At 67.0% G+C, this 21,925-nt stretch carries 23 protein-coding genes; 7 read left to right on the forward strand and 16 right to left on the reverse strand.

Annotated features, from left to right (window positions below; translation table 11 throughout):
* The first annotated feature begins 200 nt into the window (after window positions 1-200).
* Window positions 201-824, forward strand: a complete 624-nt coding sequence (locus tag E1218_RS04670; RefSeq protein ID WP_233712004.1) for an ABC transporter substrate-binding protein — start codon at window positions 201-203, stop codon at window positions 822-824.
* Window positions 825-969: 145 nt separating this feature from the next.
* On the opposite strand, the gene E1218_RS04675 is transcribed toward E1218_RS04670, so the two are convergent.
* Window positions 970-2,001 carry an SLAC1 family transporter gene (locus E1218_RS04675; protein ID WP_132316589.1) on the reverse strand — a complete coding sequence of 344 codons (1,032 nt, stop codon included), beginning with the start codon at window positions 1,999-2,001 and terminating at the stop codon, window positions 970-972.
* A 183-nt stretch (window positions 2,002-2,184) separates the two neighbouring features.
* Here E1218_RS04675 and E1218_RS04680 point away from each other — a divergent pair, with 183 nt between their 5' ends.
* The 3 genes from E1218_RS04680 (at window position 2,185) to E1218_RS04690 (ending at window position 3,756) form a co-directional block, all read left to right on the forward strand.
* A complete protein-coding gene (locus E1218_RS04680) occupies window positions 2,185-2,736 on the forward strand; it encodes a YceI family protein (protein ID WP_132316591.1) in 552 nt (183 codons plus the stop codon).
* Between the two features lie 7 nt (window positions 2,737-2,743).
* Window positions 2,744-2,947 (forward strand): hypothetical protein, encoded by a 204-nt coding sequence (locus E1218_RS04685; protein WP_202865781.1) that lies wholly within the window; start codon window positions 2,744-2,746, stop codon window positions 2,945-2,947.
* A 116-nt stretch (window positions 2,948-3,063) separates the two neighbouring features.
* Window positions 3,064-3,756: a hypothetical protein gene (locus E1218_RS04690; RefSeq protein WP_132316593.1), complete on the forward strand. Its 693-nt coding sequence runs from the start codon at window positions 3,064-3,066 to the stop codon at window positions 3,754-3,756.
* Window positions 3,757-3,888: 132 nt separating this feature from the next.
* On the opposite strand, the gene E1218_RS36535 is transcribed toward E1218_RS04690, so the two are convergent.
* The 4 genes from E1218_RS36535 to E1218_RS04710 all read right to left on the reverse strand — a co-directional run bounded on the left by E1218_RS36535 (window position 3,889) and on the right by E1218_RS04710 (window position 6,595).
* Window positions 3,889-4,125: a hypothetical protein gene (locus tag E1218_RS36535; RefSeq protein WP_202865782.1), complete on the reverse strand. Its 237-nt coding sequence runs from the start codon at window positions 4,123-4,125 to the stop codon at window positions 3,889-3,891.
* 390 nt (window positions 4,126-4,515) lie between these two features.
* Window positions 4,516-5,454, reverse strand: coding sequence for a ring-cleaving dioxygenase (locus E1218_RS04700; protein ID WP_233712005.1), 939 nt, complete (start codon window positions 5,452-5,454; stop codon window positions 4,516-4,518).
* Window positions 5,455-5,719: 265 nt separating this feature from the next.
* Window positions 5,720-6,229 (reverse strand): hypothetical protein, encoded by a 510-nt coding sequence (locus E1218_RS38095; protein WP_407657572.1) that lies wholly within the window; start codon window positions 6,227-6,229, stop codon window positions 5,720-5,722.
* 24 nt (window positions 6,230-6,253) lie between these two features.
* On the reverse strand, window positions 6,254-6,595 hold the full coding sequence (locus E1218_RS04710; RefSeq protein ID WP_132316597.1) for a hypothetical protein: 342 nt from the start codon (window positions 6,593-6,595) through the stop codon (window positions 6,254-6,256).
* Between the two features lie 352 nt (window positions 6,596-6,947).
* On the opposite strand from E1218_RS04710, the gene E1218_RS04715 reads away from it, so the two are divergent.
* Window positions 6,948-7,166 (forward strand): hypothetical protein, encoded by a 219-nt coding sequence (locus E1218_RS04715; RefSeq protein ID WP_132316599.1) that lies wholly within the window; start codon window positions 6,948-6,950, stop codon window positions 7,164-7,166.
* Between the two features lie 25 nt (window positions 7,167-7,191).
* On the opposite strand, the gene E1218_RS04720 is transcribed toward E1218_RS04715, so the two are convergent.
* The 5 genes from E1218_RS04720 to E1218_RS04740 all read right to left on the reverse strand — a co-directional run bounded on the left by E1218_RS04720 (window position 7,192) and on the right by E1218_RS04740 (window position 12,347).
* Window positions 7,192-8,154 (reverse strand): alcohol dehydrogenase catalytic domain-containing protein, encoded by a 963-nt coding sequence (locus E1218_RS04720; RefSeq protein ID WP_165949117.1) that lies wholly within the window; start codon window positions 8,152-8,154, stop codon window positions 7,192-7,194.
* Window positions 8,151-8,975 carry a carbohydrate ABC transporter permease gene (locus tag E1218_RS04725; RefSeq protein WP_132316603.1) on the reverse strand — a complete coding sequence of 275 codons (825 nt, stop codon included), beginning with the start codon at window positions 8,973-8,975 and terminating at the stop codon, window positions 8,151-8,153. The genes E1218_RS04720 and E1218_RS04725 overlap by 4 nt, the downstream gene beginning before the upstream one ends.
* A complete protein-coding gene (locus E1218_RS04730; protein WP_132316605.1) occupies window positions 8,972-9,895 on the reverse strand; it encodes a carbohydrate ABC transporter permease in 924 nt (307 codons plus the stop codon). Before E1218_RS04730 ends, E1218_RS04725 begins: the two co-directional genes overlap by 4 nt.
* A gap of 74 nt (window positions 9,896-9,969) precedes the next feature.
* Entirely contained in the window at window positions 9,970-11,322 is a 1,353-nt protein-coding gene (locus tag E1218_RS04735; RefSeq protein WP_132316607.1) for an ABC transporter substrate-binding protein, read from the reverse strand.
* Window positions 11,310-12,347: an alpha/beta hydrolase gene (locus E1218_RS04740; protein WP_132316609.1), complete on the reverse strand. Its 1,038-nt coding sequence runs from the start codon at window positions 12,345-12,347 to the stop codon at window positions 11,310-11,312. Before E1218_RS04740 ends, E1218_RS04735 begins: the two co-directional genes overlap by 13 nt.
* A 104-nt stretch (window positions 12,348-12,451) precedes the next feature.
* On the opposite strand from E1218_RS04740, the gene E1218_RS04745 reads away from it, so the two are divergent.
* Window positions 12,452-13,075, forward strand: a complete 624-nt coding sequence (locus tag E1218_RS04745; RefSeq protein WP_132316611.1) for a TetR/AcrR family transcriptional regulator — start codon at window positions 12,452-12,454, stop codon at window positions 13,073-13,075.
* 216 nt (window positions 13,076-13,291) lie between these two features.
* Here the strand turns inward: E1218_RS04745 and E1218_RS04750 are convergent, their stop codons facing one another.
* From E1218_RS04750 to E1218_RS04775, 6 genes are all read right to left on the reverse strand, one after another.
* Window positions 13,292-13,501 (reverse strand): hypothetical protein, encoded by a 210-nt coding sequence (locus tag E1218_RS04750; protein WP_132316613.1) that lies wholly within the window; start codon window positions 13,499-13,501, stop codon window positions 13,292-13,294.
* A 121-nt stretch (window positions 13,502-13,622) separates the two neighbouring features.
* Window positions 13,623-14,603, reverse strand: a complete 981-nt coding sequence (locus E1218_RS04755) for an Lrp/AsnC family transcriptional regulator (protein WP_132316615.1) — start codon at window positions 14,601-14,603, stop codon at window positions 13,623-13,625.
* The gene (locus tag E1218_RS04760) at window positions 14,600-16,918 is read right to left on the reverse strand and encodes a transketolase-like TK C-terminal-containing protein (RefSeq protein ID WP_132316617.1); all 2,319 of its coding nucleotides are present in this window, start codon (window positions 16,916-16,918) and stop codon (window positions 14,600-14,602) included. The genes E1218_RS04755 and E1218_RS04760 overlap by 4 nt, the downstream gene beginning before the upstream one ends.
* Window positions 16,915-17,934, reverse strand: a complete 1,020-nt coding sequence (locus tag E1218_RS04765) for a 1-aminocyclopropane-1-carboxylate deaminase (RefSeq protein WP_132316619.1) — start codon at window positions 17,932-17,934, stop codon at window positions 16,915-16,917. Before E1218_RS04765 ends, E1218_RS04760 begins: the two co-directional genes overlap by 4 nt.
* A 53-nt stretch (window positions 17,935-17,987) precedes the next feature.
* Window positions 17,988-18,674 carry a GntR family transcriptional regulator gene (locus E1218_RS04770; RefSeq protein WP_132316621.1) on the reverse strand — a complete coding sequence of 229 codons (687 nt, stop codon included), beginning with the start codon at window positions 18,672-18,674 and terminating at the stop codon, window positions 17,988-17,990.
* A gap of 52 nt (window positions 18,675-18,726) precedes the next feature.
* On the reverse strand, window positions 18,727-20,277 hold the full coding sequence (locus E1218_RS04775) for an AbgT family transporter (RefSeq protein ID WP_132316623.1): 1,551 nt from the start codon (window positions 20,275-20,277) through the stop codon (window positions 18,727-18,729).
* Window positions 20,278-20,459: 182 nt separating this feature from the next.
* Here E1218_RS04775 and E1218_RS04780 point away from each other — a divergent pair, with 182 nt between their 5' ends.
* Window positions 20,460-21,884, forward strand: a complete 1,425-nt coding sequence (locus E1218_RS04780) for an amidase (RefSeq protein WP_132316625.1) — start codon at window positions 20,460-20,462, stop codon at window positions 21,882-21,884.
* The last annotated feature ends 41 nt before the right edge of the window (window positions 21,885-21,925 follow it).

Raw genomic sequence — 21,925 nt, forward strand, 5'->3', positions numbered from 1 at the left:
CCACGCCGACCCGACTCCCGCGCTCATGGCAGAAACGCCCGACGGGTACACCGTCGGGCATCTCCATCGGGAGTCGGGCAAGGCGCCCGTTCATGCCACGCATGGCAATGGCCGGGCTGTCCACGACCGGACCCGCGAGGGTCTCGCACAGCGCCTGCTCAACTCTGCATCGAACTGATTGTGTTGGAGGAGTTATGCGGTTGACATCGATCGGGCGCCCGCTTACAGCCGGGCTCCTGGCCATTCTCCTGGTCGTTGCAGCGGCCATCTACGTTGTTGATGACGATGGCGGCAGTGGATCGGGCACCACCGCACAGACCAGGGGTCGAATCACAATCTGGACGTCGAACAACGCCGAGGAGGTGGCCTGGGGCAACCAGATGGTCGCTGCCTGGAACTCGTCTCACTCGGACCAGAAGATCACCGCCCAGGAGATTCCAGCCGGCAAGAGTTCCGAAGAGGTCCTCGGTGCGGCCATCACAGCGGGCAACGCGCCCCGCCTGATCTTCAACACATCACCCGCGTCGGTATCGCAGTTCCAGAAGCAGGGTGGCCTGGTGGCGCTCGACAGCCTCGATGACGGTACGTCGTATGTCGAGGACCGCAGCGGCACGGCCGCCGGGCAGTACAAGTCGAACGATGGCAAGTACTTCCAGCTGCCGTGGAAGTCGAACCCAGTAATGATCTTCTACGACAAGAAGGCCTTCGCAAAGGCGGGCCTGGATCCGGACAGGCCGGAGCTGGCCACCTACGACCAATTTCTCACCAGCTCGCGGAAGCTGGTCGCGACGCAAGCCGCGAAATTCGCGCCACCCATCGCCTGAGGTCAAGAAGGTCGCCGCGTTCTGGCGGACGATGTACGCCGACAAACTCGCGGCCCAGGAGAAGGACGGGCAGTGATGCGAAGAACGAGCGTTCCGGTCCCTGCCCCCAATGTGGGTAAAGCTCCGGCCCGGCCGTCCACGGTGCTCATGGCTCCGTCCTCGCGATCCGCCGGCCGGCCAGCACCCGAACGGCAAAGTCGCGAAGAGTGCAACCGAGGATGGCCAGGATTGACACCGTGCAGACAGTCAGGATCAGCCAGGCAACAACCTCCCAACCGTCGAACTCGAGGCCGGCTGCCCAGCGGACTCCAATGGCGCCCGCTACCGCGAGCGGGAAGGTGAAGACCCAGTGCTGCGAGCTGAACGGCAGCCGCAGGTAGTCGGGCACGAAGAAGAGTTGGACCAGCAGGGTGAAAACGGTGACGCCGCCGACCGCCGCCTGCAGATGATCGATCTCGCCGTTCGTGATGGCGAACCATGCGAGGCTGGCTGTTCCTGGCGGCGACAACAGGATGGAAAGGACGGGCTTGAAGGGCTCCGGAAGCGGTGTACCGAAGAACAGGCGACTGGTGATGACGGCTCCCAGAAGCAACCAGAAGTAGGTCCCGACGCCGAACACCGCGATGGCCGCGGAGCGGTCGCCCACGGCAACCAGGCCGATGGCGGCGATGAACGGGCCCGCCACCACCGGCAGGAAGTAGCCCGGGTGCATCGCGTCCTGCTCCAGCGGCGCGCTGAGCCAGTGCGCCACCAACGCCGCTGCATTGATCGCGAGCGCGGCAACGGCGACGTAGGTCAGCCACTGAGCGGCTTGGCCGAGGCCGGTCGCGTAGCGCGCGATCAGGAGGATCGCGATCACCGGGACGTAGGCAGTGAGCGGGCCGAACAGCGGATGGCGGAGATCCACCTTGAACCCGCCGGAGTCGTTCCGGATAGCGCCGACGACGTACATGCCGGTAAAGGTCGCCCAGACGACGGCGGAGGCCGCGTACGCCAGGTCGGCGGGTGCCGCTGGCGCGCCGAGGTGCCGGCCCGCCGCCTCCCAGGCACCACCCAGCCCGGCCAGGCCGAGCGGGATCGAGAACAAGGCGATGGGCAGTACCGAACCCGAGAACCTGGCCGCGTGCTTCGCGGCCGGCGAAACCGATGTCTTCGAAGCTGTGCTTGTGGATGTCATCGTCTCCCACTCTCGATTGCCGTACGAGCACGATCGCCGTCGGCGGCCCCGCGACGAACCAGGGAGGCCCCCTGGCTGTGCCCCTGGGCGCGACCCGTGGATCGGCCAGTGTCTCCTCCGGGCGCGATCGTTGGCCCGACGGAGCCAAGCTGAGACGCAGCCAGCTACCAGCGAGGAGACACCATGAAGACCGCATCAACAGACCTCACCGGCGAATACACCATCGACACCGCCCATAGCCGCGTCGGCTTCGTTGCCCGGCACGCCATGGTTACCAAGGTGCGAGGATCCTTCAACGATTGGGAGGGCTCAGCCCACGTCGACGGCGAGAACCCCGCGAACTCCTCGGTGCGGGTCAGCATCCAGGCCAGCAGCATCGACACCCGCAACAGTCAGCGCGACGAGCACCTGCGCAGCAACGACTTCCTCCACATGAGCATTTACCCGGAGATCACCTTCACGTCGACCGCCGTCGAACAGATTGACGACAGCACCTACCGGGTGACCGGTGACCTCACCATCCGCGGCGTCACCAAACCGGTCAGGATCGACTTCGAGTACGTCGGTACGGCCGTCGACCCATACGGCAATCGGCGACTCGGTCTAGAGGGGTCGACCGTGATCAATCGCAAGGACTTCGGCGTCACCTGGAACGCGATGCTAGAGGGCGGCGGCGTCCTCGTCTCCGAAAAGATCACCCTCGAGATCGAGGTTTCCGCGATCAGGAACGCGTGACCCCGGCGTGCAGGGCTTGGACGGTGTCGACGCGTCCGACGGCGACCTGGTTGCGGCCGCGCTGGTCCAGCGGGCGCTGACGGCGGGCGAGTTCGTGTTCCCTGACGGTGCGACGCAGGTCTTCGAGCCCGGCGGCGGGACGACGTACAAAGAGAACGGACGTCCGACCCCCGGCGAGTGGTACACCGAGAGAGACGGCCGGTTCGGCTAGTTCTGGCCGCCCAGCTACCGCAACACCTACGAGCTCCGCTGGACCGTCGAGAACGCGCCCATCGTGGGACTCTGACGTAGTGATGTCCTGGTGGTAGTCGCGAGGCGGGTGGGAGTATGGGCGAGGGGATGGGGCAGCAGCCGTCGCGGCGGCCGCCGGTGTCGCTGAGTGGGCTTGATATCAGCCGTAACCCGCATGTGCAGTTCCTGGTGACTGAGCACTGGAGTCTGCTCGCTACTCGCGGCATGACGTGGAGTGAAATCTTCAGCCGGACCGGGACGTACCTGACGGTTCTGTCGGCCGCGGTCATCGCGCTCTCCTTTGTGGCGAACGCGACAGGCTTCGGGTCGGACTTCCGGACGTTCGCGATGCTGATCCTTCCGGTGGTCCTGCTCATTGGTGTGGGGACCTTCTTCCGGCTGATCGAGGCGGATGTCGAGGACGCCTGGCTGGTGCTCGGGATGAACCGGTTGCGGCATGCCTACATCGAGCTCGCCCCGGAGCTGGAGCCGTATTTCGTCGCAAGCCATCACGACGACAAACCGGGCCTGATGCAGACGTACGCTTTTCGAAGCCGGGTCGGTGTCACGCATTGGCTCTCGGGATCGCCGCTCATCGTGGGCGTTGTCGACGCGGTCGTGACTGGCGTGCTTGCCGCGGTTGTCTGTCAGGCACTGGGCGCGGGCGCCGGGGCGCGTACGGTGATCGGTGTCACCGCCGCTGTCGCAGCGGCTGTGGTGCTCGGAACAATTGGCTACCGGAAGGTCCATCAGGTTAGCCGCGACTACCACCCGCTGTTCCCCCGCTGATCGCCAACTCTGGTCAGGGCCGGTAGCGGCCGCCGGATCGGGTGCCGGCGCAATCGGTGAAGCGGACCATGCGCCGAGAGCGTCTCGCGCACGGCGGCCGGACAGCACCCAGTACCCCGCCAACTGCTGGTGTCAGCTCGGCTTGCTCGCGTCGATGAACTGCTTGATGCGGGGAAGCTGACCGGGGTCGACGGTGTGGCCGCCGGAGAACGGCAGGAGTTCGACGTCCGGGTCTCGTCGACGGAGTTGTTTGGTCAGCCTGCTGGTCTGCTCGGGCGTGCCCATCGGGTCGCTCTCGCCGTTCACGATGAGCACCCGCCTGCCGGCCAGCGCGTGGTCCTTGGGCTCGTCGTCGGCGAAGGGCAGCATCGCGGCCAGCAGTACTGCGCCGACCAGTGACTCGGGTGCCGCAGCAGCAGCCCGGAGGCCATGTTGGCTCCGTTGGAGAAGCCGACGGCCAGCCAGGAGCCAGCGGGCACGTCGTACTTCTTCTCGGCGGCGACGGGAATGCGGCCAGCTCGTCGGCGCGCAGCCGAAGGTCGTCCTCATCGAACACGCCCTCCCGGAGCCCGCGGAAGTGCCGAGCCATCCCTTGCTCCGACACCGTCCCCCGAGGCGACAGCAAGGGTGCGCCGGGCGCCAGGTGCTGCCGCAGTACGACGAGGTCGTGCTCGTCGCCGCCCGTGCCATGCAGCAACAGCAGCGGGGGCGCGGAGGAACCCGGTTGCCAGACGTGCAGCCGCCGGAGCGGGTCCTCGCTCATCTGTCGGCGTCGTCCGGCTGCGGGGCAGGTGGCACGCGCAGCGCTGGCAACGAGGCCTGGATCTGCTCGCGGTTCGGTTCGAGCCAGGGCGGAAGCTTCAGGTGCTGGCCGAGTTTCAGCAGCGGTTCGTCAATGGTGAAGCCTGGCTGGTCGGTGGCGATCTCCAGCAGGACACCGCCCGGTTCGCGAAAGTAGATCGAGGTGAAGTACTGCCGGTCGATGATCTCGGTCACCTGTACTCCGGCCTCGATCAACTCCATGCACCATTTCGCCTGGGTCTCGCCGTCGGGTGCCCGGAACGCGATGTGGTGGACCGTTCCCGCTGCCTGAACTCCACGAGACACGTTGCTGGGCCGGACGTCGACCGCCGTACCCTCGACTCCGCCGGACATCACGAACCGTGACCCATCGGATGTGTCCTGACCGTGTCGCATCCCCAGCATGCCCGCGAGCATCTCCGCCGTCGGGTCGAGCAACTGCTCCGTCATGGTGACCGAGAAGAGCCCGCGGATCGCGTTGTCGAACGGTATGGCGGCGACGCCGTCCCAGCCGGACCGGGCGTCACCGTCGGAAGCGACCAACTCGATCACCAGGCCGTCGGGATCGCGCAGCCGCAACACCTCCTCATCGGAGGTGGCGACCGGGGCGTCCGCGTCGACGCCGAGGCTCTGCAAGCGCTGCTGCCACCAGCCGAGCGAGTCCGGCGGGAGGCTGAACGCTGTGGCTGTCGTGAGACCTGTGCCCTGTCTGCCGTTCGGAGCTCCCGGCCAGGGAAAGAACGTCAGCAGGGTTGACGGCCGGCCCGAGGCGTCGCCGTAGTACAGGTGATAGGTGTCCGGGGCGTCGAAATTGACCGTCCTCTTCACCAGTCGCAAACCCAGCACCGTGGTGTAGAAATCGACGTTGCGCTGCGGATCCTCCGCAATGGCAGTCACATGATGCAGACCATGTGGTGCGACCGAGTCAACCACCACTCATCTCCTCCCAGCCCGCACACCCAGGACGACATCAGCCGCCCCTTCTCGAGACTACGACTGCCTGTCCCCCGCCACCACGGGGCGACGCTGCCAACCTGCGGACCGATCATGCCGCGGCTCAGCCGGAGGCGACTCTGATGCTGTGGATGGCGGGACGCTGCGGTGTTGAAGCAGCCTCCGACAGTCGACCACGCGACGTATTGGGGCAACGACTTCAGTGAGATCAAGCAGACGGTTGGTGAGGCCCCAGTCGTTGTCGTACCAGCCGAGAACCTTGACGAGATTGCCGTTCGCCTGGGTGAGCGGTGCGTCGAAAAATGCAGGACGCGGGGTCGCCGATGATGTCGCGCGACACGATCGGGCCCTCGTTGTACCGCAGCAGACCCTTCAGATGGCCCGATGCCGCGTCGTCGAAGGACTGGTTGACCTGCTCGGCGGTAACAGGTTCGGCCAGCGCGGCAACCAGGTCGGTGAGCGACCATCCTCGAGCGGGACCCGAACTGCGACACCGTCGATCCGGCCGGCGAGCTCCGGGATGCATGCACGCCACGACAAAACCACTGCAACGACTCACACGGGTGAATGCTTGGTCCGACGTACTCTCCCAAGTCTTCCGGTGCTTGGATCTTCTGGTGTGCGAACGAGTTCCGTGCCTTTCCGCGCTCAACCTCCGTTGACATGCGTATCTGCATCCCTGTGTCGGTGTACGGGTGCGCCTCGTTTGCTGGGCCATGGTCTGTTTGATCGGGCCGACACGTCATTCGTCGGCTTCGTACAACGCGAGGAACACGGTGCCCGATGTTGGCTGGCGGACCTGGACCCGCAGTATTGCTGTGCCTGCCAGGCGGGGTCTTGCAGCCTGGTCGGACGGCTCGATGTTGCCCATGTCCGTGTTCCGGTGAAATCGTGTCAGACACTGGTCCGGAATACGGCCGAGTTCCGCCAGACGAATCTTGGCGCCGGGGCGAACCTTGGCTCCACCGAGCCGCACGAAGAAGCGACGATCGGCCGGGGTGGGATGCTGATCGGTGGCGCCATGGGAGATCGATGCGGTGGTGACGGTCTTGAGGTGGTAATTCTTGCCGTCGACCTCGTGCACAATCTCGAGGGCACCCCCGGGGACCTGTCGTTCCTCGCCACGGTCATAGATTGCCAGGCCCAGGCGAGACTGCGCACTGGCCTGTGAGGCGTCTGGTCCGGGCTTCGCGAAGGTAGCGGTCCACTCGAGGGTGGAACCCACCTGGAGCTTGAGACCGGGAACGTGGACGGGCCTATCGATCCCAATACCGCGTCTCCGAGGGACTGGTCAACGCAATCGCTAACGCTGCGCGACCTCGACCAGTTGAGCGAAATCGCCACCTGTCGCCACGGCATCGATGTCGCCTGGGGTCCGAACAGTACAGGTACCGCATGACTTTCGTAGTGGAGACCTTCCAGCGCATCGTTGTTGAATGCTGGCCAGGTTCGCCGAGCACCGCAGCGAGCAGTGTCCGGCTGCTGATCTGCTTCCGGTAGGTGAGGTCGGCAGCCGTTACGTCGCCAACTGGCGGCGAAACAATCACGCCTGGCGTCATGAACAGACCTGTTTCGATCGATCGGAGTCGTCGACCCACCTCGGCCAGACGGTGGCCCACGCCATGCCAGCGATGATGTACGAGTCGAACCGGTAGCCCTCGTTTCTGTGCCTTGCCGGGGTCATTGCTCGTTCATCACGATGAGCGCCTTGACGAAGCCATCGGGCTTGGCGCGTAGGTCCGCGTAAGCCTGGTCGATGTCGCTCAGCGGGTAGCGGTGGGTGAACAGTGACGCGTAGTCGATGCGGCCGCCGGCGGCGATGTCGAGGCCACGCCGGATGCTGTCGGTGAGCTGCCGCTGGTCGCGGACGTGTCCGTTGACGACGTCGAGGGCCTTCCAGTTCCAGGCCTGCAGGTCGACCGTGCGTGTGCCCTGGTGGTAGCCGACGATGTCGAGTGTGCCGCCTGATCGCGTGAGCGCGGTGGCCAGGTCAAGGCCGCCCTGGGTGCCGCTCACCTCGAAGACGACGTCGAACGCGTCGGTCATCTGATCCATGTCCTCGGGGTCGCGCGCGGAGGAGGCGCCGTACGCCAGTGCGGCGCACTTGGCGTCCGCTCGCACGTCGATCGCGACGAGCTCGCCGATGGGACTGGTCGCGAGGAGTTGGAGCAGGCACAGCCCCATGAAACCGGCTCCGACCACGGCGACGCGATCGCCGGTGTCGACCCGAGCTCGGCGCAGAGCCTCGACGACGCAACCGAGTGGCTCGCCGATGCCGGCCTCGTAGCCGAGTCCGGGCGGTACGACGACGGCGTACTCGGCCGGCACGACGATCAGTTCGGTGAACGAGGCGGTCCACCGGCCGGTGACGAGGTTGCCGATCGCGATTGGGCCGACACCGCCGCCGACCTCGAGAACGCGGCCGACCGGCTCGTGCCCGAGGGTTCTCGGGACGCCCTCGACCGGGCCGCGCGTCCACGTCGGCAGCTCGCTGGCGCACAGGCCGTTCGCGATCACCTGGATCAGTACTTCGCCTGGCCCGGGCGGATCCACTTCGGTTTCCTTGAGCTGTGAGGTCGCCGGCCCGACGAGGACGCTGTGGCGGGCTACCCGATCCTCTCGGTGGAGTGCGGGTGTCGTCACTTCACGGCTCCTTGCATCAACGCCTTGAGGAAGTTGCGCTGGAAGATCAGGAAGATCACCAGCGAGGGCAGGATGATGAGCAGGGATCCGGCGCACAGCAGCACGATGTCGGTGCCGTACTGGCCTTGGAAGGCGCCCAGGCCGCCGGCCACGGTTCGCTTCGTCGGGTCGTCGACGAGGACGAGGGGCAGCAGGTACTGGTTCCAGCTGGCGAGGAAGAACAGCACCGCCAGCGCGGACCATGCGGAGGTGGCGAGTGGCAGGTGGATGCGGCGGAACGTCTGCCAGGTGTTGGCGCCGTCGACCTTCGCGGCTTCGGTGAGCGCCGGTTCGGCGCCGAGGAAGTGCGCGCGCATCCAGAAGACACCGAAGGGCATGAGCAGTCCGATGAGCGGCAGGATGATCGCCAGCCGCGTTCCGAGCAGGCCCATGCTCTGGAGGTCGTAGTACAGCGGGGTGATGAGCGCCTCGAATGGCAGGGTGAGCCCGACGAGCAGAAGGCCGTAGATCGCCTTGCCGAACGGCACGTTCAGCTGGGCGAGGGCGTAGCCCGCGGCGGTGGCCATGGCGACCGTGGCCGGGACGACACCCAGCACGATGATGGTGCTCGAGCGAAACAAGGCGACGAAGTTCGCCGCGCTCCACGCGTCGACGAAGTTGTGCCAGTGCGGGTCGCTCGGCCAGCTGAGTCCCTGGGGCGTGCTGCCCGGTTCCGCTAGCGCCGTGGTGAACATACTCAGCAGCGGCACGACCGCGAACAGCATCAGTGCCAGCAGGATCGCGGTGCGCGTGACCCGGTGGGTGATCCCGGACGTCGTCATTTCTCCCTCCCGAGACGCTGGATCGGCCAGATGATCAGCAGCACAAGTGCGGCCAGGAACACCGCGAGCGCCGAGGCCTGGCCGACGTGCTGCTGCAGGAACGTAAGCCGGTAGATCTCCACGCCGGGAACCATCGTCTGGTAGCCGGGGCCGCCCTGTGTCGCGATCTGGACGACGTCGAAGCTCGCCAGCGCCGCGATCATCGTGAACGTCGTACACACGACGAGCTCCCGCCGCAGCCCGGGCAGTGTCACGGCGAAGAACTCGCTGATCCGCCCGGCGCCGTCCAGTCGAGCGGCCTCGTAGAGTGCCGGATCGATCTTGCCGATGCCCGCGAGCAGCAACACCGTGCAGAAGCCGAGCATCACCCAGACTCCGATCACGCCGACCGCGGGCAAGGCGAAGGTGAAGTCACCGAGCCACGCCCGGGCGTGCCTGTCGAGGCCGACCGCGCGCAGGACCTGGTTGACCAGCCCGTCGGAGGAGTACATCCAGGTCCAGGCGATGCCGGCCGCGACCAGGGGCAGCACCTGCGGGACGAACAGCACTACCCGGGCGGTCGTGCTGAACGCGCCAGGCCGGAGTTCGCGGATGAATGAAGCGGCGATGAGCCCGAGGCCCACCGGCAGGATCGTGTAGAAGATGATGAGGATGAATGCGTGCTCCACGGAGTGCAGCAGCTCCGGCTGGGTGAAGATCGCCTTCCAGTTGTCCAGCCCGGCCGGGGTCGCCGGGCCGATGCCGTCCCAGTCGTAGAACGAGTACTGAACGGACTGCAGCATCGGATACAGCACGAACACGGCGTACATGCCGAACGCCGGCGCGATCCAGAGGAGCGCACTCCAGTGCCGGGTCCGCGGTGGGATTGGGCGCGGTACGGCGGGTTGCGTTGCGGCCGGCGCGCCAGACGGGCCCGTCATGGACGAAGCCTGCCGCATCACCGGCGGGCTCGAGATGCTCCGCACGGCATCACCTCCGGTTCGGTTCGCCGGAATCATTGCCCGAGGTCGCGCTCGTAGTCGGACTGCACCTTGGCCGCGTACGCCTCGGGCGTCGTCTTGCCGGCCAGCAGCAGCTGCGTTTGCGGGATGAGGCTGTTGACGTGGATCGACGCCGTGGCATCAGCCATGAACCCGACCAGCCCGTTGCTCGTCAGCAACTCCTGGAACGCGCTGACTGTGGCCGCGACCGCCGACCCCTGGGGCGCGGTCGGCGCGGACGCGTTCGACGGACCCGCAGGGACGAGGCCGCCGAGGGTCACCGTGGCCTGCCGCGCCTGCTGGTTCGTCTGCACGAAGTCCAGGAACGCGGCCGCGACATCTGCGTTGGGCGACTTCGCCGGGATACCCAGGTTGGCCGCGGCTGTCATCGCGTACGACGGGCCACCGGCCTCGCCGGGCGGGAAGAGGAAGAACCCGAACTCGCCGGCCCCGGCCTTGTCGAGTCCAGGCGCCTGCCAGTTCCCGCTCGGGAAGAACACACCGTTGCCCTTGACGAATTCGGCCGGCGCCCGGGTCTGGTCGATGTCGTTCACGTCGGCCGGCAAGTACCCGTCTTGTCCCCAGCGTTGCAGCGTCGTGGCGGCCTTCACCGTTGCCGGATTGTCGATACTCGCGCCGGGCTTGGCGTAGTTCCAGTCCTGGACGGCCTGCGCGTCGCCGGCGGAGGACATCACCAGGTTCTGCAGTGGATAGACGCTGCCGCCGTCCTTGCCGTTGATCATGATCGGCTGCAAGCCGGCGTCCTTCGCCTTGGCGAGCAGTTGCCCGAACTCGGCGACGGTCGCCGGTGGTCGCGTCATCCCGATCCGCTGCGCGAGAGCCTTGTTGTAGTACACCCCGGTCAGGCCGAACCCGGCGCCGGCGGCGTAGAGCGCGCCTGTCCCACGCTGCTTGCCGTCCGGACCGACGCGGGTGGAAGCGAACTGCGACTGCGGCCACTGGTCCCACCCGTACGTTTTGGCATAGGGGTCCAGGCTGGTCAGCAGGCGGTCCTCGATCAGGTTGCCCAACTGCGAGACGCGGACCAGGTCAGGCACGTTGCTCCCGGCAAGAATGCGCGCGATGGTCGTGGTCAGGGTGGCGTAATCCTGGTTCTCCACCTTGACCGTGACGTTGTCGTACTTGGCGTGGAACAGCTCGCCGAGTGCGGTGTAGAACGGGACGTCGACGCCGCTGTTGACGAGCAGCTTCAGCGTGACGGGCTCACTGCCGACGCCGGTGGACACCGGCTTGGACGGCGCCGGGCCGGCGTCGGAGTTCCCGCCGGGTGCACAGGCGTTGAGGAGCAGCAGTACGGCGACCGCGGCCACCTGGACGATTCTGCGGTACTGCGTCAGCGATCGCACGACATCTCCCTCGAAGGCTCGTTGGCGTGACTGGACTGAAAGGCGAGGCGCACGGCGGTGCCGGCCACACCGACGGCGTGATGCGCGTCGGTCATGACGGTGAACATCTCGAAGAAGCCGTGGATCTGGCCCGCGTAGTCGAACAGCTCGACCGGTACACCGGCCGTCCCCAAGCGCTGGGCGTAGTCCTCGGCCTCACCTCGGAGGAAGTCGTGTTCGGCAGTGATGATCGTCGCGGGCGCGACCCCGTACACGGACTCGGCATGGAGCGGGGACGCGTACGACGTCTTGCGAACGACTGGGTCGGGCACATAGGTCTCCCAGATGTGTTTCAGCCGTCGGTAGCTGTTGGAGCCGAACCCCGGCCGGCCCGCGAAGTCCGCGTACCGTCTCCGGAACGCGACCTTGTAATCGGTGTCCTCGACGCTGTCGAGCGCAGGGTAGACGAGCAGTTGGGACGCTAGCCGGACGCCCTCATCGCGCGCCTTGAGTGCCGCTGCCGCGGCGAGATTGCCGCCCGAACTGTCGCCACCGACGGCCACGCCGTCGAACCTGCGCGATGCCCACGTGACAGCGGTCCACACGTCGTCGAAGCCGGCCGGGAAGGGATATTCGGGCGCGAGCCGATAGTCGATCGACAAAACCGCGCAGGCGGCCCGGTTCGCCAACGCGCGGGCGACACCGTCGGCGGTGTCGAGGTCGCCATGGATCCAGCCGCCGCCGTGCGCCCAGACCAGCACCTCCCGTTCCGCGCCGGTCGTCCGGTAGAGCCGGCTCGGTACGCCGTCCGCGTCGACCGACTCGACGGAGGCCACCGACAAGGGCTCGCCGGTCACTGCCAAGACCTTCGCGCATGCGTCCGCGCGCACTATCTCGATGTCGGCGCTCCACGGGTCGGGCGACGATTCGGCGCTGTCCAGGAATGCCTGAACCTGCTCGTGCGGGCTCGGCGGAGCGCCCTCATGGCGAACGACCGGGTGTTCCCGCCGGAAAGCTGCACTCATTGAATCGGCCTTCCCGCTCATCGATTCCAGACTGAGTACTCAGTCTGTTTTCCAAAACTACCGACTACTCAGTCAGTTGTCTATGCTTGGCCACGACCGTCCCGACCAATGCGAGGAGATCGACTGTGCCCGCTGCCCAGCAGCCCAAGACCTCCGCCAAGGGCCTCGAGACGCGGGAGCGCATCGTCGACGTCGCCGTACGATTCATCGCCCGGAACGGCGCGCGTGGCACGAGCCTCGCCGACATCGCGGCCGAGGCGGGTGTGTCCCAGACCGGCTTGCTGTATCACTTCCGCAGCAAGGAGGCCCTGCTCAACGCCGTTCTGGATCGCCACCTGGCCTTTTCCGAGGAGTGGCTGTGGGGCGACGGGCCCGACCCCGGCATCAAGATCGTAGACATCGTCGCCAGGCACATGGCCAGCTGGCCGAGCCAGCACGACGACAAGGTGTACAGCCTGCTCGGCATGAACACTGTCGTGCTCGGGGAGAACGTCAGCCCCGACACCGACCTCCACCCGCGCCTGGTCGAGGGCTACCGGACGACGATCGACCGAGTGACAGCGACCCTGCGCTCAGCACAGCAACGCGGCGAGATACGCGACGACATCGACCCGCGGCTCAAAGCAATGGAGATCATCGCGTACTGCTACGGCCTAGAGGCCGCGTGGCTGGTGGATCCGACGATCCCGGTCGCCGACGCAGCCGCCCAATGGGCAGCGCAACAGACTACGCAAATGGCGTCATCATGACGACAGGGTGCCCGGAAGCTCGGCACTGATCGAACTGACAGTCCACGGTGCCGGCGAGTTCAAATACTCTCGACCCATCCCCCATGCTCGCGGCCGGATTGACAAGACTTGTGGCCGAGGGACCCTCACCCGCTCGCCACCGAGCCGCGAGGAGCTCATGAGGCTCGACCGTCTATCAGTGCCTGCGCGGCACCTAGGTGCGCCCTTCAGCCCGTTTCAGCCGTTGAGCGCCAGGCGTGTGGTTAAGGTGCGTGTTCCTCCTCGGACACCAACGCTAAAAGCCACGCACAGCGGGGCTGATGCAGCCTTCAGGCGATCTGGTTTCGTGGTTGTAACTCGTAGCCCAAGCGTTTTGTACAGAGCAGCCATGTCATTCGCGTCGGCTTGCTCCAGAGCGGTCGTCATGTCGCCCAGTTCCTGAATCATCTACCTCCTCGCGCAGATATCTGGACACCCGCCATCGCTGACCCTGGCACCGAAGTTCGTGCGCAGGTCGACTGTGTTCTGAGCTGGGCGTTCGCGAAGGGGTGCGGGATTCGAACCCGGGTCAGAGATCCCGCGCGCCGAGGGGGACGCGCACGCCGGACCGCTTCATCGCTTGCAGCACGACCGAGACCTGCACACTCTGCACCTGGCTTCGCCAGGAGCCGGCCACCAGCCCGTACAGGGAGGCCTGATCCGGGACCGCGACATTCACGGCGAGATCGAACTCGCCGGCGATCGCGATCGCCTCGCGGACGTGCGGATCGGCGACCAACCGGGCGGTGAAGGATTCCAGGCGGCCCGGCAGCACCCTGATCCACAAGATCGCCTCGACCGGGTAGCCCAGATACCTCGGCTCGACCACCGCCCTTGACCACAGGTGACCGTTGTTCTGCAGCCATTCCAGGCGACGCCTGGCCGTGGACTCACTGATCCCGGCCCGAAGCGCGATCGTGGTCAGGCTGGCACGTCCGTCTTCGGCGAGCACCCGGACGATCGCGCGGTCGGTCGGTGAGAGTAGTGGCGGGTCGTCGGTGTTCGGCTGCTGCACACCGTGCGGCGGGGTCTCGAGCGCGGCGATCTGCGCGGGATTCAAGATGGGCGGACGCCACTGCCGGACCGAACGCAGTACCCGCAGGATCGGATCGGCCTGCGCCCGTACCAGCCCGACGGTTGCCGGCAGTTCATCGAGAACCAAGGCCGGCAGGTCAGCTGTGCTGACCCGAATCTCAGCCACGCACTCGATCGTCCCGGTGAGCGCGTAGGCGAACACACTGTCGGACCGCTGTGCGAGGGCGGTCGCCGTGGTGCGCACCGCCCCGATCGCACACTCTGCTCGCACCAGCACGGCCGCGTTGGGCCCGAAAAGCGCGGAGATGCGTACGACGTTCCTGGCGATCAATTCGGCACCGCGCCGCATGACCGTACGCTCCGACTCGCCCAGCACATCGGCGATCCGACTCCACGGCGCGCGGCCATCCACCTGAAGCGCCGCGACGATCCTGCGGTCGAGATCATCCAGCGTTGGCGCCTGCTCCGGTGTCATCGGCCGAGCACCGACAGCGCGGCGTCCACAATGGCCGCGGTGTCGAGGCCGTGCAGCCGGTAGGCGTCCGGCAGGCTGCTGGACTGCCCGAAGTCCCGGACGCCCAGGCAGCGAATCGGATCACCGCGAGGCCCGGCCAGGAACGCGAGGGTGTGCGGATGACCGTCCAGGACGGTGACAAGAGCGGAGTGTCTTCCGGGCGGGAACAGCACGTTGGCGATGTCGGTGCCATCGTGTCCGGCCAGGTCCCCGCGCGAAGAGAAGGAGCGGTACACCAGGTCGGGGCTGGTCAGGCAGACCACCCCCGCGAGGATTCCCTTGCTGTTGAGGACCTCTGCCGCCGCCAGCACCTCAGGCATCACCGCGCCGACGCCGACCAGGATCACTTGCTCCTCAGCAGGGTCATGTTCGGTGAGCCGGTAACCGCCCGCGACCGCATGCCGGCGCCGACGCTCCTTGAGCCCCGGATCCTCCGGGACCCGCGCAGCCAACTGGTCGAGCGGGCGCGTGGTGAGCCGGAAGTACGCCGAGGTTCCACCAGGTACGCCGATCTGGCGAATCGCCTCCAGCAGACACCACTCCAGGTCCTGGGCGAAGGCCGGCTCCCATGCCACACACCCCGGTTGCTCCAGACCGATCGACGGGGTGGAGATGGACTGATGGGCGCCGCCTTCGGAAGCGAGCGTGACGCCGGACGGTGTGCCGACAAGGATGGACTGCCCACCGGCGTAGATGCTGTAGGACCAGGGCTCCAGCGCCCGGGACACGAACGGGTCGTAGATCGTCGCGATCGGGATCAGCCGTTCGCCCCATCTGCTCCAGGTGGCACCGAGCTCGCCGAGCAGGCCCACCAGGTTGACCTCGGCGATGCCCAGCTCGATGTGCTGCCCGCTGGTCACCTCCGACCAGCGCAACAGGCGCTCGCGGTCGTCGGCGAACCAATCGTGTCGATCCGCTACCGACCACACGCCGGTCTTGTTGATCCAGCCGCCCACGTTGGTGGAGGACGCCACATCAGGGCTGGTGGTGACCACACGCGCCGCGACACCGGGCGCGGCCCGGTGCAGGTCGGTGAGAAACCGGCCGAAGGCGGCCTGCGTCGACACGGTCGACCGATGCGCATGACCCAGGGTCCGCGGTACGTCGAGGTCCGGGCCGGGGATCACTCGACGACGCGCCAAGGTCTCACCGCGTTGCCGGCACAGCTCTGCGGCTACATCGTCGGGTGCGAACACCCGCCATGGGTACGCCGGATCGGTCCCGCAAAACTCCGCCAGCGCTGCCATCTGCTGAGCTGTCAGCAGGGCCGAGTGGTTGTTCGGATGGCCCTCTGTGGGCAGCCCGCGGCCCTTGATGGTGTAGGCGAAGATCACGGTGGGCCGATCGGTGGCCACAGCGCCGTAGGTGTCGAGCAGCAAGCCGATGTCGTGACCGCCGAGGTCACGTACGGCGTTCGTCAGCTCAGCCGCCGGGATCGAGCGCACCAGGTTCACCAACGCGGGATCCTGTACGTCGCCGATCAATCGCTCGGCCACATCGCGTACGTCGGCTCGCAGGATGCGCTGATACTCCTCGTTGGGCATCAGTTCCAGCCGTCGGCGGAGAGCCTCGCCCCCATCCTGCTCGAACAGCGTGGAGATGCCGCGGCCCCACTTCAGCGTGATGACCTGCCAGCCGGCGGCCTCGAACATCCTTTGCAGCCGGTGGATCTGCACATCCGGCACCACCCGGTCCAGCGACTGCCGGTTCAGGTCGACGATCCACAGCAGCTCGCCGAGGCGGGCCGCGCTGGGTTCGGCCACCGCCTCCCAGATCGCCCCCTCGTCGAGTTCGGCGTCACCGAGCAGGCTGATGAACCGTCCGGCCTGCTCCGTGCTCGCGAAATGCGAGCGCACGTACCGATGAGCCATCGCCGCCCACAGCGGCGCGGTCGCGCCGATGCCGACCGAACCGGTGGAGAAATCCACGGTGTCGGGATCCTTGAGCCGGCTGGGATAGCTCTGCAAGCCTCCCAGTTCCCGCAGGCGTGGGAGGTATGCCTGGTCGAGGTCGCCCAGCAGGTAGTTGATGGCGTGCAGCACCGGCGACGCGTGCGGCTTCACCGACACCCGGTCGGTGTGGTCGAGCTCGGAGAACCACAAGGACACCATGATGTCCACCATCGACGCGCTCGATGCCTGGTGACCGCCGACCTTGACGCCAGTCTCGTTCGGCCGGCCGGCGTTGGCGGCGTCGACGATCGCGGTCGAGAGCCACAGCACCCTGGTTGCGATCCGACGCAGGGTTTTCAGGTCCGGGGCGGTCGCCGTACTCACGAGAACGCACCGGCATAGGCATTCAACGCGGGCTGGCCGCCCAGGTGTGCATACAGCACTGTGGAGTCCTTGCTGATCTCACCACTGCTGACCAGATCGATCAGGCCGGCCATGGACTTGCCCTCGTAGACGGGGTCGGTGATCATCCCCTCGAGTCCACCGGCGAGCCGGATCGCCTCGATGGTCGACTCCACCGGAACGCCGTACAGGTCGCCGGCCCAACCCTCGAGCACCGTGATCTCGTCCTCGCGGAGCTCACGCTCCAGACCGATCAGCTGTGCGGTGGCGCGGGCGATCCGGCCGACCTGTTCGCGGGTCTGCTCGATCTTCGCCGAGGCGTCGATGCCGAGCACGCGGCGCGGGCGGCCGCCGGCGGCTTCGAGCGCCGCGAAGCCGGCGATCATGCCGGCATGGGTCGAGCCGGTGACCGTGCAGACGACGATCGTGTCGAAGAAGACGCCCAACTCCCGCTCCTGCTCCGCCACCTCGTACGCCCAGTTGGCGAAGCCGAGCCCACCGAGCGGGTGCTCCGAGGCGCCTGCCGGGATCGGGTACGGCTTGCCTCCGTTCGCCTCGACCTCGTCCAGAGCGTCCTGCCACGACTGCCGGATGCCGATGTCGAAACCCGCCGGGTCCAGCCGTGTGTCGGCACCCATGATCCGCGACAGCAGAACGTTGCCGACCTTGTCGTTCCCGGGGTCGTCCCAGTCGACCCAGCGCTCCTGCACGAGACGGACCTTGAGGCCGAGCTTCGCACCGACCGCCGCCACCTGGCGGGTGTGGTTCGACTGGTAGCCGCCGATCGACACAAGGGTGTCAGCCCCGGACGCGAGTACGTCGGGCACGATGTACTCCAGCTTGCGGGTCTTGTTGCCACCGAAGGCAAGCCCGGAGTTGCAGTCCTCCCGCTTGGCCCACAGCTGGGCGCCGCCCAGGTGGGCGGTGAGCCGGTCGAGCCGGTGCACCGGGCTCGGGCCGAAGGTCAGCGGGAAGCGCTCGAAGTCGGTGATGGCCATGTTTCTCCTCAGAGGACGGGCCGCTCTGGTTCGCCGGCCTACGGGTCGGCCGGTCAGCCGGCCTGGGTGTGCGGGTCGATGTCGGCAGCGACGTCGACCAGCGCGAGCAGGGTCTGCCAGTTCTGCCGGGCCGCACGGGCGGCAGCGTCGGCATCGCCGGCCTCGCAGAGATGGATGATCTGGTTGTGGAGGGCAATTGATCCCCGGCCGTCGAGGCTCGAGAACCGCAACCTCTCCAGCCGGCGGAGCACCGCGGTCACCTGCTCGAGCACCGTGGCGATCACCGGGTTGGCGCTCGCCGCGACCGCGACCGAGTGGAAGTCGTCGTCGGCCTGGAGGGCAGCGTCCGCGTCCCGCGCGTCCATTGCGCTGGTGAAGCGATCATTGGCCTCGCGCATCGCACGGATGTCGGCGTCCGAGAGGTTCGGGATGGCTTCCCGGACCGCCAGTTCGTGCAGCGCCGCCGCCACCGACTGTGCCGACCGGATCTCGCGCACATCGATGGGGCTGACGATCGTGTAGCGCCCCGGTTTCGTCTGCACCAGACCGGATCGCTCCAGCCGGCCGATCGCCTCACGGATGGGGGTGCGGCTGACCCCGAGCCACTGGCCGAGTTCGGCGTCATTGAGCCGCTCCCCCGGCGTGAGCGTTCCGTCGATGATCGCGTTACGCAGCGCCGTATAGGCGTCATCGCGCAGCAGCGATCTCGCGACGAGTCCACGACTCTCAGGAACCGGCATGCGAAATATTGCACGTCGGATATGGCAGCCTGTCAAGGCACCTTGGAGTGATTCACCGCACGGGAACGCCGGGCCCTAGATGGAGGCCGAGGAGATACCAGATGGCGAAGAACGCGGTCCAGGCGACCAGCATCACCAAGGCGATCGGCAGCGTGTACGACGCCAGAGTGCCGATCCCGGCGCTACGGCGATACCGCTGCATGTAGCCCAGTGCCAGCACGAAGTAGGCGCTCATCGGGGTGACCGCGTTGGTACACGAGTCGCCGATCCGGAACACCGTCTGGGCCACCTCGGGCGACACATCGACGTACATCAGCATCGGCACCACGATCGGCGCGATCAGCGACCACATCGCCGAACCGCTGGTGACCAGCACATTCATGACGCTGACCAGCCCGACCAGCGCGATCAGGAAAACGAGCGTGGGGGCGTCCAGCTGCTTCAGGAGCGCGGCGCCGTCGACCGCGACGACCGAGCCGATCTTGGTCCAGGAGAAGTATGCGAGGAACTGCGAGATCGAGAAGAACAACACCACGACCGGAGCGATCAGCTTGACGCCCTCGGCCATCAGGCCGGGCACCTCGCCGAGCTTCCGGACGGAGCCGGTGACGCGGCCGTAGACGACCCCCATCGATGCGAAGATCACTGCGACCATCACGGCGATGTTGAGCACCAGTGTCGACCGGACGATGGAGCCGTCCTCGCCCCGCAACGGCGACCCCGCGGGCAAAGTGACCGCGACGGCGGCTCCGATCACCAGCAGCCCAGTGATCCCAGCCAGCCACAGACCGCGGCGCTCGACCCCGGAAAGCGAGAGGTCCACGGGTTCGGCGTCCTGGTCGTCGGCACCGGATTCCGGGCGCCGGCCGAGGACCAGCTCGATCATGACGGTGACCACGAGAGCGACGAGCAGTGACGAGGCGGCGTTCCAGTAGTAGCTCGCCAGTGGGGTGACGACGTAGCCGGGGTCGACCACTCGAGCCGCGCTGGTCGAGATCGATGCGAGGATCGCATCGGACGGGGTGACCAGAGGGCTCGCGTTGTAGCCCGCCGACACCGCGACGTACGCCGTCACGATGCCGATCACCGGGCTCCGCCCGACCGCCTTGAACGCCAGGGCGGCCATCGGGATCAGGATCACGAAGGCTGCGTCGAAGGCGGCATGGGAGACGGTGCCAGCGAACGCCACGGCGAAGGTGACCCATTTCGGCGGGAGCTTGACGATCGTGCCGCGCAGCGCGGCCTCGGTCAGGCCGCTCTTCTCGGCGACCGCGACACCCATCAAAGCGGTCACCACCACCGGCAGCGCTGGGAAGCCCGCGAAGTTGTCGAGCGCCGAGCCCAACGCGAACGCCAGGCCGTCCATCGAGAGCAGGTTCGTCACGCTCGCCGTCTTGCCGGTGCCGGGGAGCCGGACCGAGACGTGCTGGTGTGCCAAGATCGCACTGACCACGGCGAGCACACCACTCAGGATCCAGAACAGCCAGAAGGGATGCGGAAGCCGGTTGCCGAGCCGCTCGATGCCGGCCAGGAGCCCGAAGAGCCGGCGCATGATGGGCGACATCTCCTTGAACGCGGATACGTCGGGGGTGTTGGTTGCCATGAGGCCTCCCGTGCTCTGAGGGATGGCCGGACGTTAGTCAACCTCCTGTGGCCGGCGACACAAAGCGGCCGGGAAAGTGCCGTTGTGGCGGAATCGGCCGCGAGTACGGCGGATATCGCCGACCGGCGGCCTGGAGCGGGACCACCATTGGCGAGCGCTGCACGATTCTTCACGATGTGGGCATGACGACCTCCGACATCTGCCAACTCAGCCTGGTCGAGCTCACCCGGCACCTCCGCGAGCGGCGGCTCTCCGCCACCGAGGCGCTGCAGGCGCACTTCGCGCGGATCGAGCAGGTCAACCCGATCATCAACGCGATCTGCACCATCGACGCCGAAGGGGCGGCGCGGGCTGCGGCCGCGGCCGACGCCCGGGCGACCTCAGGCGAACTGCTCCCACCCCTGCACGGCGTACCGATGACCCATAAGGACACCCACGACACCGCGGGCCTTCGCACGACCTCTGGCTGCCCAGTCTTCGCAGACCGGACGCCAACGAGCGATGCACCCGTTGTCGCTCGCCTCAAGGATGCCGGGGTGGTGACCACCGGCAAGTCCAACGTGCCCGAGTTGGGTGCCGGGTCGCACACCTTCAACCCCCTGTTCGGGACGACCACGAACCCGTACAACCCGACCCGGAGCGCCGGAGGTTCCAGCGGTGGCGTCGCCGCGGCGGTCGCGGCCGGCATCCAGCCGGCCGGTGATGCCAGCGACATGGGCGGTTCCATCCGCACGCCGTCCTCGTTCTGCAACCTGGTCGGGCTGCGCCCCTCGGCGGGACAGGTGCCGCTCGGCAGCGCGGACCCGTGGGCCTGGATCTCCCGGAAGGGAGCGATCGCGCGCACGGTCGCCGACTTGCAGCTGATGATGTCTGTTCTGGCCGGGCCACATCCCGCCTCGGGGATCCATCCAGCGGCTCCGCTTGCGGTTCCGCAGTCAGTCGCGAACGGCGACCTGACCGGACTTCGCATCGGATACAGCAGGGACTTCGGTCTAGGAGTGCCGGTCGAGCCAGGCGTGCTCAAGGTGATCGACGCGCAGATCAGCCTGCTCTCCGACCTCGGAGCGGTGGTCGAGCACGCCTGCCCCGACCTGCGGGACGCCGACGAGGTGTTCCAGACCACTCGGGCCTTCGACTTCGCGGCGAGCTACGGGCAGCTCTACGAGTACCACCGGGATGAGATCAAACCCGCTCTGCAGTGGAACCTGCGCAAGGGCGTCGAGCTCACCTCCGGCGACCTGCGCTCGGCCGTCCGTGCCCGGACCCGTCTCTTCCGTTCCACCTCGGCGTTCTTCGAAGAGTACGACGTACTGGTCGCGCCTGCGGTCCAGGTCGCACCGTTCGACGCCGGATTGGAGTACCCGGTAGAGATTGCCGGTCAGCCAATGGAGAACTACCTCGACTGGATGCGGGCCGCCACACTGATCTCCGCCACGGGGCTGCCCGCGATGTCGGTACCCGCCGGCTTCGACGCCGAAGGCCTCCCGGTGGGCCTCCAGTTGGTCGGCCCCGACGGGTCCGACAACTTCCTGATGGCCCTCGCCGCGGCGTATGAAACGGCCAACCCGCAGCACCACCACCGCCCTCAGCTCGTCGACGACGCATGAACTCCGAACCGGCCGTTCACCCCGACCACAACCGAATCGCC

Source organism: Kribbella turkmenica, from assembly GCF_004348725.1.
In the GTDB taxonomy this organism is placed as follows: Bacteria; Actinomycetota; Actinomycetes; order Propionibacteriales; family Kribbellaceae; genus Kribbella; species Kribbella turkmenica.

What these genes read in the sequence shown, in the direction of transcription:
- E1218_RS04675 (WP_132316589.1), bottom strand. Translation starts at nt 2,001, where the DNA reads ATGACATCCACAAGCACAGCTTCGAAGACATCGGTTTCGCCGGCCGCG.
- E1218_RS04680 (WP_132316591.1), top strand. Translation starts at nt 2,185, where the DNA reads ATGAAGACCGCATCAACAGACCTCACCGGCGAATACACCATCGACACC.
- E1218_RS04690 (WP_132316593.1), top strand. Translation starts at nt 3,064, where the DNA reads ATGGGCGAGGGGATGGGGCAGCAGCCGTCGCGGCGGCCGCCGGTGTCG.
- E1218_RS36535 (WP_202865782.1), bottom strand. Translation starts at nt 4,125, where the DNA reads ATGCTGCCCTTCGCCGACGACGAGCCCAAGGACCACGCGCTGGCCGGC.
- E1218_RS38095 (WP_407657572.1), bottom strand. Translation starts at nt 6,229, where the DNA reads ATGGCCCAGCAAACGAGGCGCACCCGTACACCGACACAGGGATGCAGA.
- E1218_RS04715 (WP_132316599.1), top strand. Translation starts at nt 6,948, where the DNA reads ATGCTGGCCAGGTTCGCCGAGCACCGCAGCGAGCAGTGTCCGGCTGCT.
- E1218_RS04725 (WP_132316603.1), bottom strand. Translation starts at nt 8,975, where the DNA reads ATGACGACGTCCGGGATCACCCACCGGGTCACGCGCACCGCGATCCTG.
- E1218_RS04730 (WP_132316605.1), bottom strand. Translation starts at nt 9,895, where the DNA reads ATGACGGGCCCGTCTGGCGCGCCGGCCGCAACGCAACCCGCCGTACCG.
- E1218_RS04740 (WP_132316609.1), bottom strand. Translation starts at nt 12,347, where the DNA reads ATGAGCGGGAAGGCCGATTCAATGAGTGCAGCTTTCCGGCGGGAACAC.
- E1218_RS04750 (WP_132316613.1), bottom strand. Translation starts at nt 13,501, where the DNA reads ATGATTCAGGAACTGGGCGACATGACGACCGCTCTGGAGCAAGCCGAC.
- E1218_RS04755 (WP_132316615.1), bottom strand. Translation starts at nt 14,603, where the DNA reads ATGACACCGGAGCAGGCGCCAACGCTGGATGATCTCGACCGCAGGATC.
- E1218_RS04765 (WP_132316619.1), bottom strand. Translation starts at nt 17,934, where the DNA reads ATGGCCATCACCGACTTCGAGCGCTTCCCGCTGACCTTCGGCCCGAGC.
- E1218_RS04770 (WP_132316621.1), bottom strand. Translation starts at nt 18,674, where the DNA reads ATGCCGGTTCCTGAGAGTCGTGGACTCGTCGCGAGATCGCTGCTGCGC.
- E1218_RS04775 (WP_132316623.1), bottom strand. Translation starts at nt 20,277, where the DNA reads ATGGCAACCAACACCCCCGACGTATCCGCGTTCAAGGAGATGTCGCCC.
- E1218_RS04780 (WP_132316625.1), top strand. Translation starts at nt 20,460, where the DNA reads ATGACGACCTCCGACATCTGCCAACTCAGCCTGGTCGAGCTCACCCGG.